Source organism: Streptomyces sp. NPDC088553 (genome assembly GCF_044752965.1).
Lineage (GTDB): Bacteria > Actinomycetota > Actinomycetes > Streptomycetales > Streptomycetaceae > Streptomyces.
On sequence record NZ_JBIVMG010000010.1, the window covers coordinates 1 to 14,920 of the forward strand.

General features: G+C 74.2%; 15 protein-coding genes. 7 read left to right on the forward strand and 8 right to left on the reverse strand.

The annotated features are described in order from the left end of the window. Positions 1-96: 96 nt before the first annotated feature. Complete coding sequence (locus ACIP8Z_RS29750) at positions 97-570, reverse strand: GNAT family N-acetyltransferase (protein ID WP_402088907.1); 474 nt, start codon at positions 568-570, stop codon at positions 97-99. Positions 571-743: 173 nt separating this feature from the next. Between ACIP8Z_RS29750 and ACIP8Z_RS29755 the strand changes: the two genes are divergently transcribed. Beyond that, positions 744-2,291 (forward strand): HEAT repeat domain-containing protein, encoded by a 1,548-nt coding sequence (locus tag ACIP8Z_RS29755; protein WP_402088909.1) that lies wholly within the window; start codon positions 744-746, stop codon positions 2,289-2,291. Between the two features lie 15 nt (positions 2,292-2,306). Here the strand turns inward: ACIP8Z_RS29755 and ACIP8Z_RS29760 are convergent, their stop codons facing one another. Both ACIP8Z_RS29760 and ACIP8Z_RS29765 read right to left on the reverse strand, forming a co-directional pair. After that, a complete protein-coding gene (locus ACIP8Z_RS29760) occupies positions 2,307-2,735 on the reverse strand; it encodes a ribonuclease domain-containing protein (protein WP_402088911.1) in 429 nt (142 codons plus the stop codon). Positions 2,736-2,968: 233 nt separating this feature from the next. Then, the gene (locus tag ACIP8Z_RS29765) at positions 2,969-4,360 is read right to left on the reverse strand and encodes an MFS transporter (protein ID WP_402088914.1); all 1,392 of its coding nucleotides are present in this window, start codon (positions 4,358-4,360) and stop codon (positions 2,969-2,971) included. Between the two features lie 115 nt (positions 4,361-4,475). Here ACIP8Z_RS29765 and ACIP8Z_RS29770 point away from each other — a divergent pair, with 115 nt between their 5' ends. After that, positions 4,476-4,946 (forward strand): MarR family winged helix-turn-helix transcriptional regulator, encoded by a 471-nt coding sequence (locus ACIP8Z_RS29770; protein WP_402088916.1) that lies wholly within the window; start codon positions 4,476-4,478, stop codon positions 4,944-4,946. A 42-nt stretch (positions 4,947-4,988) separates the two neighbouring features. Here the strand turns inward: ACIP8Z_RS29770 and ACIP8Z_RS29775 are convergent, their stop codons facing one another. Together ACIP8Z_RS29775 and ACIP8Z_RS29780 are read right to left on the reverse strand one after the other, a co-directional pair. Then, positions 4,989-5,864, reverse strand: a complete 876-nt coding sequence (locus ACIP8Z_RS29775; RefSeq protein WP_402088919.1) for an SDR family oxidoreductase — start codon at positions 5,862-5,864, stop codon at positions 4,989-4,991. Beyond that, positions 5,851-6,630: an SDR family oxidoreductase gene (locus tag ACIP8Z_RS29780; RefSeq protein WP_402088922.1), complete on the reverse strand. Its 780-nt coding sequence runs from the start codon at positions 6,628-6,630 to the stop codon at positions 5,851-5,853. The genes ACIP8Z_RS29775 and ACIP8Z_RS29780 overlap by 14 nt, the downstream gene beginning before the upstream one ends. 66 nt (positions 6,631-6,696) lie before the next feature. Here ACIP8Z_RS29780 and ACIP8Z_RS29785 point away from each other — a divergent pair, with 66 nt between their 5' ends. The 5 genes from ACIP8Z_RS29785 (at position 6,697) to ACIP8Z_RS29805 (ending at position 11,149) form a co-directional block, all read left to right on the forward strand. Beyond that, entirely contained in the window at positions 6,697-7,446 is a 750-nt protein-coding gene (locus ACIP8Z_RS29785; protein WP_402088925.1) for an enoyl-CoA hydratase family protein, read from the forward strand. Next, positions 7,443-8,324 (forward strand): CoA transferase subunit A, encoded by an 882-nt coding sequence (locus ACIP8Z_RS29790; RefSeq protein WP_402088927.1) that lies wholly within the window; start codon positions 7,443-7,445, stop codon positions 8,322-8,324. The genes ACIP8Z_RS29785 and ACIP8Z_RS29790 overlap by 4 nt, the downstream gene beginning before the upstream one ends. After that, entirely contained in the window at positions 8,321-9,055 is a 735-nt protein-coding gene (locus tag ACIP8Z_RS29795) for a CoA-transferase subunit beta (RefSeq protein ID WP_402088929.1), read from the forward strand. The genes ACIP8Z_RS29790 and ACIP8Z_RS29795 overlap by 4 nt, the downstream gene beginning before the upstream one ends. Continuing rightward, positions 9,055-10,107: an NAD(P)H-dependent flavin oxidoreductase gene (locus tag ACIP8Z_RS29800; RefSeq protein ID WP_402088930.1), complete on the forward strand. Its 1,053-nt coding sequence runs from the start codon at positions 9,055-9,057 to the stop codon at positions 10,105-10,107. Before ACIP8Z_RS29795 ends, ACIP8Z_RS29800 begins: the two co-directional genes overlap by 1 nt. A gap of 139 nt (positions 10,108-10,246) precedes the next feature. Next, the gene (locus ACIP8Z_RS29805) at positions 10,247-11,149 is read left to right on the forward strand and encodes a tyrosine-protein phosphatase (protein ID WP_402088933.1); all 903 of its coding nucleotides are present in this window, start codon (positions 10,247-10,249) and stop codon (positions 11,147-11,149) included. Here the strand turns inward: ACIP8Z_RS29805 and ACIP8Z_RS29810 are convergent. The 3 genes from ACIP8Z_RS29810 to ACIP8Z_RS29820 all read right to left on the reverse strand — a co-directional run bounded on the left by ACIP8Z_RS29810 (position 11,074) and on the right by ACIP8Z_RS29820 (position 14,905). After that, positions 11,074-12,804: a DEAD/DEAH box helicase gene (locus ACIP8Z_RS29810; RefSeq protein WP_402088936.1), complete on the reverse strand. Its 1,731-nt coding sequence runs from the start codon at positions 12,802-12,804 to the stop codon at positions 11,074-11,076. The two genes, ACIP8Z_RS29805 and ACIP8Z_RS29810, sit on opposite strands and share 76 nt — an antisense overlap. 254 nt (positions 12,805-13,058) lie before the next feature. Next, on the reverse strand, positions 13,059-14,216 hold the full coding sequence (locus ACIP8Z_RS29815) for an acetyl-CoA C-acetyltransferase (RefSeq protein ID WP_402088939.1): 1,158 nt from the start codon (positions 14,214-14,216) through the stop codon (positions 13,059-13,061). A 59-nt stretch (positions 14,217-14,275) separates the two neighbouring features. Beyond that, the gene (locus tag ACIP8Z_RS29820) at positions 14,276-14,905 is read right to left on the reverse strand and encodes a TetR/AcrR family transcriptional regulator (protein ID WP_319308611.1); all 630 of its coding nucleotides are present in this window, start codon (positions 14,903-14,905) and stop codon (positions 14,276-14,278) included. Between the last annotated feature and the right edge of the window lie 15 nt (positions 14,906-14,920).

Here is a 14,920-nt window from a genome sequence, read left to right on the forward strand (position 1 = left end):
TCCGTGCGGTGAGTTCCTAGACAGCTCCCACCACACCGGAGGTCTTCGCCATGTTCAAGACCAGACCAGTGTCAACAACGCTCGTGATCAATACAGCTAGGGCCTGTCCGGCGGGGACGGGACCAGGCTCTTGTGGAAGTGGACGTCCTCGGCGCCGCCGGGGATGCCGAGCGCCCGGCCGGTCTCGACGTAGCCGTGCCGCCGGTAGAAGTCCGGGGCCTGGAAGGTGAACGACGAGACGTTGGCGCGGTCGCAGCCGCGCCGCCGCGCCTCGTCCTCGGCGGCGCGCAGGAGCCGGCTCCCCCAGCCGTCCTGCCTGCTGTCCTCGCGGACCCACAGCATGTCGATGCCGAGGAGGCCGCTCCAGGTCCAGCCGGTGAGACCGCCGATCAGCTCGCCGTTCTCGTCGACCGCCTTCACGGACAGCTCGCCCTGGTCCTCGGGGGTGGTGTGCGTGGCCGCGAAGTTGTAGGCGTCGAGCCCCTGCTCCAGGGCCTTGGCGAGTGCGGTGTCCCCGTGGCCGACGCTGAGCTTCGTGCCGTCCCGACCGTGATCGTGATCGTGCGTCATGCGGCCCGATTCTGGCACAGGCGTACGGGCGGGCCACGGCCCCGGAGACGGGGCGGGGAGCCGGACGGAGAGTGAGGGCCGGGGGGCGGACGGGGAGCGGGGCGCCCGCGCGGGGTGGGCCGGGGGTGAGAATCGATTTGCGCCAGGACCGGACGGCGGGTCAGGGTCGGCGCATGAGCACGCTGTTCGACGCCATCCGTGACGGGGACGAGGACGGGGCCGTACAGGCCCTGCGGGGCGGGGCCGACCCCGAGGGCCGGGAGGGCGAGGAGACCGCGCTGTACCGGGCGGCCGTCGGCAACGAGGCCGGAATCGTGCGGGTGCTGCTGGCCGCCGGGGCGGATCCCGGCCGGGGCAGCGGCGAGGAGGGCGACGATCTGCCCCTGTGCGGGGCGGCCGTCGGCGGGCACACCGAGGTCGTACGGGCCCTGCTCGCGGCGGGCGCCGCACCCGACCAGGAGGAGGCGTACGGCTTCACGGCCCTCGCCTGGGCCCTGCGGCTCGGGCACTCCGGCACGGCGCGACTGCTCCTCGAGTACGGGGCCGACCCCGACCGGCGCGGGCCCGACGGGATCCTGCCGCTGGTGGCCGCCGCCCGGCGCGGCTCCACCGGCTGTGTACGGGCGCTGCTCGACCACGGGGCGAACTCCCGGGAGGCCGCGCTGCGGGAGGCCCGGCGCTGGATCGGCGTCGACATGGCGGCCGAGCTGCGGCGCGGACTCGTCGCGGGGAACGAGGGCGGCCAGACGTACGAGGCGGTGGTCCGCCGGGTCCGCGAGGACGGCGGGGTGACGGTGGTCGTCGAGCTGTTGCGGGAGGACGGCGCGCCCGGCCGGGGCGACGACCGCCAGACCGGGCACGCGGCGATCGCCACGCTCATCGAGGCGGCGCTCGGGCTGCGCACCTCGCACGAGGAGCTGGCGGCGCGGGCGTTGCGCTGCGGCGATCCGGAGCTCGACGACTGGACGACGGCGGTGGCCGAACTCGCGGGCCGGGCCGACGAGGAGACGTTCGTGGCGGCGGCCGCGTGGTGCGCGTACCGCGATCCGCTGCGCCGGGCGCTGGGCGCGCGGGTGCTCGGCGCGCTGCCGGGCTTCGCGCCGAGCGCGGTGCCGGTGCTGCGCCGGCTCGCGGCGGAGGTGGCTGTGGCGGGGCCGCCGCGGGAGGCGGGACCCGCGGGGCGCGGGCGGATTCCGTCCGCGCGGGAGCCGGGGCCTTCGCCGGTGCCGGCGCGGGAGCCGGTCCTGTCGGTGGTGACGGCGCTCGGGGAGTGCGGGGACCCGGCGGCCGTGCCCGAACTCCTCGCCGCGGCCGGGCATCCTGACCCGGCCGTCCGGCGGGCGGTCGCGGGTGCTCTCGCCGGGATCGTGCCGGCCGGGCACCTGGAGGCGCTCGGGGTGCTGCTCGCGCTCAGCCGGGACGGGGACGCGCGGGTGCGGGACTGGGCGACGCTCGCGCTCGCCGAGCTGCCCGACGACACCCCTCTGGTGCGGGAGGGGCTCGCCGAGCGGCTCGGCGACACCGATCCGGAGACGGCGGCGGAGGCGGCGCGCGGGCTCGCGATCCGTCAGGACCCGCGCGCCGTCGACGCGCTGGCCTCGGCCCTGGCGGACGGCGACCCGGACGGCGCGGCGCGGGAGACGGCGCTCGCCGCCCTGGAGTACGTCCACGATCCCAGGGTCAGGACCCGTCTGGAATGGACGTCCCCGCGCCGCGGCTGACCTGCTCGGGCGGGCTCAGCAGCCGTGGTCGATCAGGTCGAAGGACGCGTAGTGGTCGGACGTGTAGTAGTCCTCCTGGGCCGAGTCGCCGGTCACGATCCGGCGGGCGCCGCGGGTGGAGGATCCGGGGGTCTCGACCGTGTACTCGTGGTAGTAGCCGAGCGAGTGGGCCGGCAGGATCCGCTCGCGGTTCTGGAAGACGGAGCCGTCCTGGCTGTACGGGAAGGGGCCGCCCGCGTCGATCAGGCGCAGGGTCGTGTACGCCTGGCTGGGGAGGTCGGAGTAGCAGATGTCCCCGACGGCCGCGGTGGCCGCGACCGAGGTCACGACGGTGGCGGGCGCGGGGGCCGGGGCGGCGGCGGTGGCGGGGGCGCCGAGGAGGAGGGAGGAGACGAGGGCGGCGGCGACACCGCCGGCGAGGGTGAATCGAGGGGGGATTCGCATGGCTGAGATCTTGACGCGCGTAGATCCGGCCGGGAAGTACAACTCCCTTCAATTCGCCGGACGTTAACTCCTTGCCCGCGAACGTGCGGATCCCGTGTACGCGGGAGTGGCCGGGGGCTCACGGGGAACGCGGGCCGCCTGCCGTGGTCCGCGTCGCCGGTGACGCGGGGAACGCCCGGCGGCCGCCGAAGCCCCTCGGGCTCCGACGGCCGACGCGCGGGGGACGGGGGGCCTCAGCCGCGGCCGCCCGCCGGGAGCCGCAGGCTGAGCAGGGCCGCCGCGCCGTACGCGGCGAGGACCCACGGCATCGCCGCGCCGAGCGAGAGGTCGGCGAACCAGGCCGTTCCGATGGCTGCCGCGCCGAGCGCGCCGCCGAACTGCTGGGCCGTGGAGAAGACTCCGGACGCGCCGCCCGCGAGCTCGGCCGGGGCGGCCGACAGGACGATGCCGACGAGCGGGACGACGAGGAGACCGAGGCCCGCGCCCGCGACGGCGAGGCCGGGGACCAGGGGCCAGGCGCCGGTGTGCGCGGGGGCCGCGGTCTCCATGGCGTACCAGACCCAGCCGTAGCCGCCCGCCATGAGGAGCGCGCCCGCGGTCGGGACGTACCGGCCGAGCCTGGCCGCGAGGGGGTCGGCGGCGGGCGCGGTGAGGAAGCCGCCGGCCGAGAAGGCGGCCATCAGGACCCCGGCCTGGGTCGGGGTGTAGCCCTGGCCGCCCTGCAGCCAGATCGCGAGGACCAGGAAGAAGCCCTGCATGCCGAAGGAGAAGAGGAGCTGGACGGCGAGGCCGTGGGAGAAGGCGGGCACGGTGAACATCCGGCCCGGCAGCACCGAGCCGCGCGCCGCGACCGCGACCACCGCGAGCACTCCGGCGGCGAGGAGGACCCAGCCCCGGAGCGGCCAGCCCCAGCCGCGGCCCTGGACGAGCGGCAGGACGACGGCGACGAGTCCGGCGGCGAGGACGAGGCTGCCGAGCACCGGGGGCCGGGCGGCGGCGCGTTCGCGGGTGCGGGGCACGAGGACGAGGGCGGCGGCCAGGGTGAGGAAGGAGACCGGCACGTTGACGAGGAAGACGCTGCGCCAGCCGAGCCCGAAGAGGTCGGCGTCGGTGAGGATCCCGCCGAGCAGCAGGCCGATCGCGGAGGCGAGGCCGGCCACCGCTCCGTACATCCCGAAGACCTTCCTCCGGTCCTTGCCGTGGAAGAGGCTCTGGAAGGAGCCGAGGACCTGGGGCATCAGGACGGCGGCGGTGACGCCCTGCACGGCGCGGGCCGCGATGAGCTGGCCGGGGCTCTGGGCGAGGCCGCAGGCCAGGCTCGCGAGGCCGAAGCCCGCGGTGCCGGCGAGGAAGAGGGCCTTGCGGCCGTAGCGGTCGCCGAGCCGGCCGGCGACGACGAGGGTGGCGGCGAAGCCCAGGAGGTAGGCCGAGACGGTCCACTGGAGGGCGCTCTCGGAGGCGCCGAGACCTTCCCCGAGGGAGGGCAGGGCGACGTTGACGATGGTGACGTCCACCAGGTCCATCAGGGCGGCGACCATCATGACGACGGCGGCGGCCCAGCGGCGCGGGTGGACGGGGTGCGGGTCGCCGGTGGCGGTGGTGTCGGTCGTGACGGTCGCGGACATCTCGGCCCCTTCTTTTATTTCGTTCGGCCTAACGAAATAAAAATGGCACGAGCCCGCCCGTGATCGCAAGTCTTTCGTTCGGCCGAACTAAATGAATCTTGCTAGGCTGCGCCTCATGAGCGAGAAGGACACAGGGCGACGCAGCGAGGTCGTCGCCGCCCTCACCGCCGCCGGCCGGGACTCCAGCGCCGCCTCCGTCGCCTTCCACTCGGCGGTCGCCGCGCAGCAGGACCTGGGCGCCACCGAGACCAAGACGCTCGACCTGCTGCAGCGGCACGGCGCCCTCACCGCCAAGGAACTGGCCGAGCACTCCGGCCTCGCCCCCGCCTCCGTCACCGGGCTCGTCGACCGCCTGGAACGCAAGGGATTCGTCCGCAGAGTGAAGCACCCGACGGACAAGCGCCGGGTGCTCGTCGAGCCCCGCCCCGAGAAGCTGGCCGAACTCGCCCCCCTCTTCGACGACTGGGCGCGCGAGGTCCACGAACTCTACGAGGAGTTCACGACCGAGGAACTGGCGACGATCACCCGCTTCCTCACCGGGGCGACCGCACGCCAGCGGGCCGCGACCAAGCGCCTCACCGAGTAGGCGTACGGCGACTCGGTGAGGCGGACGCCTGCTCGCGGCGACTCACGCCCCGTACACCGGGTGCGGCGGCTCCGCCTCGGCCAGGAGGCGCCGGGCCGTCTCCCCCGCCTCCGCCGGGGTCCGGCGCGCGCCCTTGTCGGCCGTCGGGCCCGGCCGCCAGCCCTCCATGACGGTGAGGCGGCCGCCCTCGGCCTCGAAGACCCTGCCGGTCACCCCGTCCGACGCGGCCGAGCCCAGCCACACCACGAGCGGTGACACGTCCTCGGGCAGCGCGTCGAGACCGTCGAAGACCTGCTCCGTCATCCGGGTCCTGGCCGCCGGGGCGATCGCGTTGACCTGGACCCCGTACCGGGCGAGCTCGGCCGCCGCGACGAGGGTGAGGCCGACGATCGCGGCCTTGGCCGCTGCGTAGTTGCCCTGCCCGACGCTGCCGAGGAGTCCGGCGCCCGAGGTGGTGTGGACGACCCGCGCCACCGGGGTCCGCCCGGCCTTCGCCTCGGCCCGCCAGTACGCGCCCGCGTGCCGCAGCGGCAGGAAGTGACCCTTGCCGTGGACCCGCATGACCGCGTCCCAGTCCTCCTCGTCGAGGTTCACGAGCATCCGGTCGCGCAGGAAGCCCGCGTTGCTGACGAGGGTGTCGAGCCGGCCGTACGTGTCGAGGGCGGTCGCGATCAGCGAGGCGGCGCCCTCGGTGGTCGCGATGTCGCCGCCGTGGGCGACGGCCTCACCGCCGGCCGCCCGGATCTCCGCCACGACCGCGGCCGCCGGGCTGTCCGACCCGGGGCGGCCGTCCAGACCGACCCCGAGGTCGTTGACGACGACCCGGGCCCCCTCGGCGGCGAAGGCGCGCGCGTGCGCCCGGCCGAGCCCCCGGCCCGCTCCCGTCACGATCACCACTCGCTCGTCACTCAGACCCATCTCGGCCCTCCTTGTTGGCTGTTGCGACATCCAGGAACGCGGGGCGCTCGCCGCCGCCGTGCACGAGCAGCGAGGCACCCGACACATAGGCCGCCCGGTCGGAGGCGAGGAAGACGGCCGCCTCCCCGATCTCGTCCGGGGCGGCGAGCCGGCCCAGGGGCACGGTCCGGCCGACGGCGGCGATCCCGGCCTCGTCGCCGTAGTGGAGGTGGGACAGTTCGGTCTCCACCATGCCGAGGACCAGGGTGTTGACCCGTACCTCGGGGGCCCATTCGACGGCCATCGAGCGGGCGAGGTTCTCCAGGCCCGCCTTGGCCGCGCCGTAGGCGGCCGTGCCCGGGGAGGGGCGGGTGCCGCTGACGCTGCCGATCATGACGACGGCGCCGCGCGAGGCCTTGAGGAGCGGGTGGGCGGCGAGGCTGACGGTGAGCGGGGCGGTGAGGTTCAGCTCGACCACGCGCGCGTGACGTTCCGCGCCGCTCTCCCCCAGGAGGCGGTACGGCGTGCCGCCCGCGTTGTTGACGAGCGCGTCGAGCCGCCCGTACCGCTCGGCGAAGCCGGTGAGGAACTCCCGTACGGCGGTGGGTTCGCGCAGGTCGACGGGGTGGAACTCGGCGGTGCGGCCCGCCGCTTCGACCGGTGTGTCCGGGGGTCTGCGGGCGCAGACGGCGACCCGGGCGCCGGCCCGCAGAAAGGCGCGGGCGATGCCCGCGCCGACACCACGGGTTCCGCCGGTGACGAGCACGACCCTCCCGTCCAGCTCCATCGGCTGCTACCTTCCTCCCGAGAGGGTACCTAACAAACGTTTGGTGGAAAGGTAGCTGATCCACTCATGGGTGTCTGCACCTCGCGCCCCACTCCGGGCGTGGCCCTGGTCACCGTCGACTTCCCACCCGTCAACGCCCTTCCCGTGAAGGGCTGGTACGCGCTCGCCGACGCCGTCCGCACGGCGGGCCGCGACCCCGAGGTCCGCTGCGTCGTGCTCACCGCCGAGGGCCGCGGCTTCAACGCGGGCGTCGACATCAAGGAGTTGCAGCGCGACCCCGGGCACACCTCCCTGATCGGCGCCAACAGCGGCTGCGCCGAGGCCTTCGCCGCCGTGTACGAGTGCGAGGTGCCGGTCGTCGCCGCGGTCGCCGGGCACTGTCTGGGCGGCGGCATCGGGCTCGTCGGCAACGCCGACGCGATCGTCGCCGCCGAGGACGCCGTCTTCGGACTGCCCGAGCTCGACCGGGGCGCGCTCGGCGCCGCCACCCATCTGGCGCGGCTCGTGCCCCAGCACCTGATGCGGGCGCTCTACTACACCTCGCGGACCGCGACCGCAGCCGAACTGCACGCCCACGGCTCGGTGTGGCAGGTCGTGCCGCGCGCCGGACTCCTCGACGCGGCCCTCGGTCTGGCCGGGGAGATCGCCGCGAAGGACGGCAGTCTCCTGCGGCTCGCCAAGGCCGCGCTCAACGGCATCGACCCCGTGGACGTCCGGCGCAGCTACCGCTTCGAGCAGGGCTTCACCTTCGAGGCCAATCTCAGCGGTGTCGCCGACCGGGTCCGCGACACCTTCGGGAAGGAGGGCTCCCCGTGAACCGGAGGGCGGAGAAGACGAGGGCGGAGAAGACGGACAAGGTGCTGACCCCCGAGGACGTCGTGGGCCGGCTCCGCTCCGGCATGACGATCGGGATCGGCGGCTGGGGCTCGCGGCGCAAGCCGATGGCCCTGGTCAGAGCGCTGCTCCGGTCCGAGATCAGCGATCTCACAGTGATCGCGTACGGCGGCCCGGACGTCGGCCTGCTCGCGGCCGCCGGCCGGATCCGGCGGCTCGTCACCCCCTTCGTGACCCTGGACTCCATCCCCCTCGAACCGCACTACCGGGCCGCCCGCGAGCGCGGTGCCTTCGAACTCACGGAACTCGACGAGGCGATGTTCATGTGGGGGCTGCACGCCGCCGCCAACCGGCTGCCCTTCCTGCCGGTGCGGGCCGGTCTCGGCTCCGACGTGATGCGGGTCAACCCCGCCCTGCGGACCGTCACCTCCCCGTACGAGGACGGCGAGGAGTTCGTCGCCGTGCCCGCGCTGCGCATGCACGCCGCGCTGGTCCACCTCAACCGCGCCGACCGGCTCGGGAACGGCCAGTACCTCGGCCCCGACCCGTACTTCGACGACCTGTTCTGCGAGGCCGCCGACACGGCGTACGTCTCCTGCGAGCGGGTGGTGGACTCCTTCGGGCCCGACACCGTGCCCCAGACGCTCCTGGTCAGCCGCCACAGCGTCACCGGCGTCGTCGAGACCCCGAACGGGGCCCACTTCACCTCCTGCGTCCCCGACCACGACCGCGACGAGCCGTTCCAGAAGCTCTACGCGACCACCCCCTGGGCCGAGTTCGCCGAACGCTTCCTCTCGGGCAAGAGCGAGGACGACTACCAGGCGGCCGTCCAGGCCTGGCACAAGGAGCAGCGGAAGTGACGACGGACGCGACGACGACAGCGACCAGCCGGGCCGAGTACTGCGTGATCGCCTGCGCCGAGGCCTGGCGCGACAACGGCGAGGTGCTCGCCAGCCCCATGGGCCTGATCCCCTCCTTCGGGGCCCGCCTGGCCAAACGCACCTTCTCCCCCGACCTCCTCCTCACCGACGGCGAGGCCCTGCTCGTCGGCCTCGACGGGCGGCCCGAGGGCTGGCTGCCGTACCGCAGACACCTGACCATGGTCACCGGCGGCAGACGGCACGTGATGATGGGCGCCAGCCAGATCGACCGGTACGGCAACCAGAACATCTCCTGCATCGGCGACTGGGAGCAGCCCACCCGGCAGCTCCTCGGCGTCCGCGGCGCGCCCGCCAACACCCTTAACAATCCGGTGAGTTACTGGATCCCCAAGCATTCGACCCGGGTCTTCGTCGAGCGGGTCGACATGATCTGCGGGGTCGGTTACGACCATGCCGTCGGGCCGTACCACCGTCTCCCCCGGGTGGTGACGGACCTCGCCGTCCTCGACTTCGAGACGCCCGACCACGCGATGCGGCTCGTGTCCGTGCACCCCGGCGTCACCGTCGACGACGTCCGGGCGGCCACCGGCTTCGACCTGGTGATCGACGCGGACGTGCCGAGCACCCGCGAGCCCACCGCCGAGGAACTCCGGCTGATCCGCGAGGTCATCGACCCCGGCGGGCTGCGGAACCGCGAGGTCAGGTCCTGATGGAGACCGCTCTGACCAAGCTGGTGGGCGTCCGCCACCCCCTCGTGCAGACCGGGATGGGCTGGGTCGCCGGGCCGCGGCTCGTCTCCGCCACCGCGAACGCGGGCGCGCTCGGCGTCCTCGCCTCCGCGACGATGACCGTGGAGGAACTGCGCGCCGCCGTCCGCGAGGTGAAGTCACGCACCGACCGGCCCTTCGGGGTGAATCTGCGCGCCGACGCCGGGGACGCCCGCGAACGGGTCCGGATCATCGTCGACGAGGGCGTACGGGTCGCCTCCTTCGCCCTCGCGCCGTCCCGGGACCTGATCGCCGAGCTCAAGGACGCCGGTGTCGTCGTGATCCCCTCCGTCGGCGCCCGGCGGCACGCGGAGAAGGTCGCCGGCTGGGGCGCGGACGCGGTGCTCGTCCAGGGCGGCGAGGGCGGCGGCCACACCGGGGAGGTCGCGACGACCGTCCTGCTGCCGCAGGTGGTGGACGCCGTCGGCATCCCGGTGATCGCCGCGGGCGGCTTCCGCGACGGGCGCGGCCTGGTCGCCGCCCTCGCCCACGGGGCGGCGGGCATCGCCATGGGCACCCGCTTCCTGCTGACCTCCGACTCGACCGTGCCGGACGCCGTCAAGGCCCGCTATCTGGCGGCCACGGTCAAGGACGTCACCGTGACGACGGCCGTCGACGGGCTGCCGCACCGGATGCTCCGTACGGACCTCGTCGCATCCCTTGAGCACGCGGGGCGGGTACGGTCCCTGGCCCGGGCGCTGCGCCGGGCGGCCGGCCTCCGCCGGATCTCCGGGCTCTCCTGGCCCGCGATGATCCGCGACGGCCTGGCCATGCGCCACGGCAAGGACCTCTCCTGGAGCCAGGTCCTGCTCGCCGCGAACACCCCGATGCTGCTGCGGGCGTCCATGGTCGAGGGCCGCACCGACCTCGGCGTCATGGCCGCCGGCCAGGTCGCGGGGGTCATCGACGACCTGCCCAGCTGCGAGGAACTGGTCGCCCGGATCATGACGGAGGCCGCGCGGGTCCTGCGGACGCTGCCGCACCCCGACGAGTGACCCCGGAGGGGCGATCCGGAGGAACGCCCCGGCGGAGCGACCCACACGCCGCACCACAGACCACCCTCGACCCTCGACCCCCGCCCCCCACCCCTGACCCCTGACCCTCAACCCCTATGAGCCGCAAAGGAGTCCGGCCGTGCACCTGTCTCGACGCGCGCTGCTCACCGCCACCGGCACCACCGCCCTGCTCGGCGCCCTGCCCACGGAGGCGATCGCCCGCCCCCGGTCCCCGCAGGCGTCCCCGATCCGGCAGATCCCGCTCCAGGGCGCCGTCAACGTCCGCGACCTCGGCGGCTATCCCACGTACGACGGGAGCCGGGTCCGGTACGGCCTCGCCTACCGGGGCGACCACCTCGCCAAGCTGACCGACGCGGACGTGACCACGCTCGCCGGGCTCGGCCTCGGCACCGTGGTCGACCTGCGGATCCCCCTGGAGGTCGGCTACGACGGCGCCGACCGGCTGCCGGCCGGTGCCGTCCCGCTCCCCCGGCCCGTCACCGACAACGGCCTGTTCGGGCGGCTGCTCACCGCGATCGGCTCGCGCGACCCGGTGCGGCAGGAGGAGATGCTGGGCGGCGGACGGGCCGCCGCGTTCATGCGCGAGGTGTACCGGACGTTCGTCACCGACCCCGCGAACCGGGCCGCCTTCGCGGCGACCCTGCGGGACCTGGCCGATCCCCGCCGGGGGCCGCTGCTGCTGCACTGCACCTCGGGCAAGGACCGCACCGGCTGGACCGGCTGGCTGCTGCTCACGCTCCTCGGCGTGCCCGACTCGCTCGCCCGCGCGGACTACCTGGCCTCCAACATCTTCCGTGCCACGTACGACGCACGGGTGCGGGAGGGACTGAAAGAGGCCGGGCTCATGCAGAACCCGGCCCTGATCATTCCGCTCCAGGAGGTGCGGGCGGAGTACCTCGACACCGCCCTGGAGCAGCTGCGCTCCTCGTACGGGAGCGTGTTCCGTTACGTGTCGGACGGCCTCGGCCTGGAGTTCCGCGAGCTGCTGGCGCTGCGCGAACGGCTGGTGCCCGGGGCCTGACGCCCGGCGCGACCGGCACCGGCGCCCGCGGCGGCACCGCGTCCGCCGCCCGTGCCGGCGCCGGCGCCCCGGCCAGCGGCGGACGCGCGGCCCGCGCCGGCGGCGGAACCGGCGGTGCGGCCCGCGGAGCCCGACGTACGGCCCGCGGAGCCCGCGGCGCGGCCCGAGGCCGTGCCCGTGGCTCCGGAACGGCCCGAGCCCGTGCCCGTGCCGGCCGTACCTCCGGCCGGGGCGGGACGGCGGCGCCGGCCCGAGGAGCGGCCACCGCCGGCACCCGACGCGGCCGGCTTGCGCGGCTGGGTCGGCTGCGGGGTCTCGACGACGACCGGGACGCCCGAGGGCTCCCGGGCGCCGGTCAGCTCGGCGAGCTGCTCGTCGCTGGACTTGATCTGCGCCGTGCGGGGGCTGATGCCCGCGTTCGACATCAGACGGCCCATGTCGCGCTTCTGCTCGGGCAGGACCAGGGTGAAGACGCTGCCGGACTCACCGGCACGGGCGGTGCGTCCGCCGCGGTGCAGGTAGTCCTTGTGGTCCATCGGCGGGTCGACGTTGACGACCATGTCGAGGTCGTCGACGTGGATGCCGCGCGCGGCCACGTTCGTGGCGACGAGCGTGGTGACCTGACCGCTCTTGAACTGGTCGAGGGTCCGGTTGCGCTGCGGCTGCGAACGGCCGCCGTGCAGGCCGGAGGCCCGTACGCCGTTGGCGAGGAGCCGCTTGACCAGGCGGTCCACGGACCGCTTGGTGTCCAGGAAGAGGATCGTCCGGCCGTCGCGGGCCGCGATCCGCAGCGTGACGGCCTTCTTGTCGGTCTCGTCGGCCACGTACAGGACGTGGTGCTCCATGGTGGTGACCGCGCCGGCCGACGGGTCGACCGAGTGCACGACCGGGTCGTCGAGGAACATCTTGACCAGGCGGTCGATGTTCCGGTCGAGGGTGGCCGAGAACAGCAGGCGCTGCCCGTTCGGCTCGACCTGCTTCAGCAGCTTCGTGACCTGGGGCAGGAAGCCCATGTCGGCCATCTGGTCGGCCTCGTCGAGGACGGTGACGGCGACCTGGTCGAGACGGCAGTCGCCGCGGTCGATGAGGTCGTGGAGCCGGCCGGGCGTGGCGATGAGGATCTCGGCGCCGCGCCGCAGCGCGGACGACTGCCGGCTGATCGACATGCCGCCGACGACGGTGGTGATGCGGAGCCGCAGCGCGGAGGCGTACGGGGTGAGCGCGTCGGTCACCTGCTGGGCGAGCTCGCGGGTGGGCACCAGGACGAGCGCGAGCGGCGCGCCCGGCTCGGCGCGGCGGCCGGCCGAGCGGGCCAGGATCGCGAGTCCGAAGGCGAGGGTCTTGCCGGAGCCGGTACGTCCCCGGCCGAGCACGTCACGGCCGGCCAGCGAGTTCGGGAGGGTCGCGGCCTGGATCGGGAACGGCTCCGTGACGCCCTGCTCGCCCAGGGTCCGCAGCAGGCCCTCGGGCATGTCGAGGTCGGCGAAGGCGGCCACCGCGGGCAGGGCGGGCGTCACCGTCTCCGGCGGCGTGAACTCGCTCGGCGGCGGGGGCGCGGAGGGGCGGCGCCCTCCTCGGGAGGCCTTCGGCTGTGACGTGGACTTCGCCTGGGCGGTGCGGGGGCTGCGCTTGTGGGGGCGCTCGGAGCGGGTCATGCGTGCCTTTCTGGCCGGTGCTCGCGGCACAGCCAGGGCCCGCACCTGCACGGTGCGGGCCCCGGCTGCTCTACCCGGAACACGCGATACGGGCCCCGGCTGTTTTCCCGGAACGCGCGGTACGAGCCCCGGATGTCTCTACCGGAACAATAGTGCGCCCCGGAACCTTCCCGCCCCTCCCGACCGATGCCCGGACGGATCAGACCTGACCAGGAGGGTGTGACGTGGGCGACCTCACAGCCGCCCGGTGATCATCAGAGCCTTTCGATGATCGTGACGTTGGCCTGGCCACCGCCCTCGCACATCGTCTGGAGGCCGTAGCGGCCTCCGGTGCGTTCCAGTTCGTGGAGGAGGGTCGTCATCAGTTTCGCGCCGGTCGCGCCGAGCGGGTGGCCCAGGGCGATCGCGCCGCCGTTGACGTTGACCCGGGCCGGGTCGGCTCCGGTCTCCTTCAGCCAGGCGAGGACGACCGGCGCGAAGGCCTCGTTGATCTCGACGAGGTCGATGTCGTCGATGGTCAGGCCGGTCTTCTTGAGCGCGTGGGCGGTCGCGGGTATCGGCGCGGACAGCATCCGGATCGGGTCCTCGCCGCGCGCCGAGAGGTGGTGGATCCGGGCCCGGGGGGTGAGCCCGTGCTCCCGTACGGCCCGCTCGCTCGCCAGGAGCAGCGCCGCCGCCCCGTCGGAGACCTGGGAGGAGCAGGCGGCGGTGATGGTGCCGCCCTCGACGACCGGCCGGAGCCCGGCCATCTTCTCGGCGCTGGTGTCGCGGCGCGGCCCCTCGTCGACGGTGACGTCGCCGTACGCCACGGTTTCCCGCGCGAAGCGGCCGCCGTCGATCGCGCGGAGCGCCCGCTCGTGCGAGCGAAGGGCGAATTCCTCCTGGTCGCGGCGGGTGATCCGCCACTTCTCGGCGATCAGCTCGGCGCCGTGGAACTGGTTGACGGGCGCGTCGCCGTACCGGGCGCGCCAGCCCTCGCTGCCCTGGAAGGGGCCGCCGGTGAGGCCGAGGGGTTCGGCGGCCTGCCGGGAGGCGAAGGCGATGGGGATCATCGACATGTTCTGCACGCCGCCGGCGACGACGAGGTCCTGGGTGCCGGACATCACCGCTTGGGCGGCGAAGTGCACGGCCTGCTGGGACGAGCCGCACTGGCGGTCGACGGTCACCCCGGGGACCTCCTCGGGGAGACCGGCGGCCAGCCAGGCCGTACGGGCGATGTCGCCGGCCTGCGGTCCGACGGTGTCGAGGCAGCCGAGGACGACGTCGTCGACGGCGGCCGGGTCGATGCCCGCCCGGATGACGAGGGCCTTCAGGGCGTGGGCGCCGAGGTCCGCCGGGTGGACGGCGGAGAGTCCGCCCCCTCGGCGCCCCACGGGCGTGCGGACCGCTTCGACGATGTAGGCCTCGGGCATGGCGACTCCTCCGGTGGGTCGGGTGGGACGCACGGGGCCGGTGCCGGGACCGTGCGCGGTTACGTACGTACGGCGATTCCGTCCAGGACCATGGACAGGTACTGGCGGGCGATCTCCTCGGGGCTGTGCAGGCCGCCGGGCCGGTACCAGGACGCGGCGACCCAGACGGTGTCGCGGACGAACCGGTAGGTCAGGCGGACGTCCAGGTCGGCGCGGAAGACCCCGGCGGCGACCCCGCGCTCCAGGGTGCCGAGCCAGGCCTTCTCGAACTTGCGCTGCGAGTCGGTGAGGTAGTGGAAGCGGGGCTGGTCGGTGAGGTGCCGGGACTCCTTCTGGTAGATGGCGACGGCGGCGCGGTGCCGGTCGATCTCGCGGAAGGACTCGGTGACGAGGGCCTCGATGGTCTCGCGGGGCCCGAGTCCGGCGTCGAGGACGGTGTCGTACCCCTCCCAGAGCTCGTCGAGGAAGGTGGAGAGGATCTCGTCGAGCATCGACTCCTTGGAGTCGAAGTGGTAGTAGAGGCTGCCGGCGAGCATGCCGGCGGCGTCCGCGATCTTGCGGACGGTGGTGGCGTTGTACCCCTGGGCGGCGAACACCTCGGCCGCCGTGTCGAGGAGTTCACGGCGCCGCTCGGGCCCGCCGCTCACCGGGGTCTTCTTCTTGCTTGAGCTCTGGGGAGTGTTCGGCACACGTCCATTCTGGTC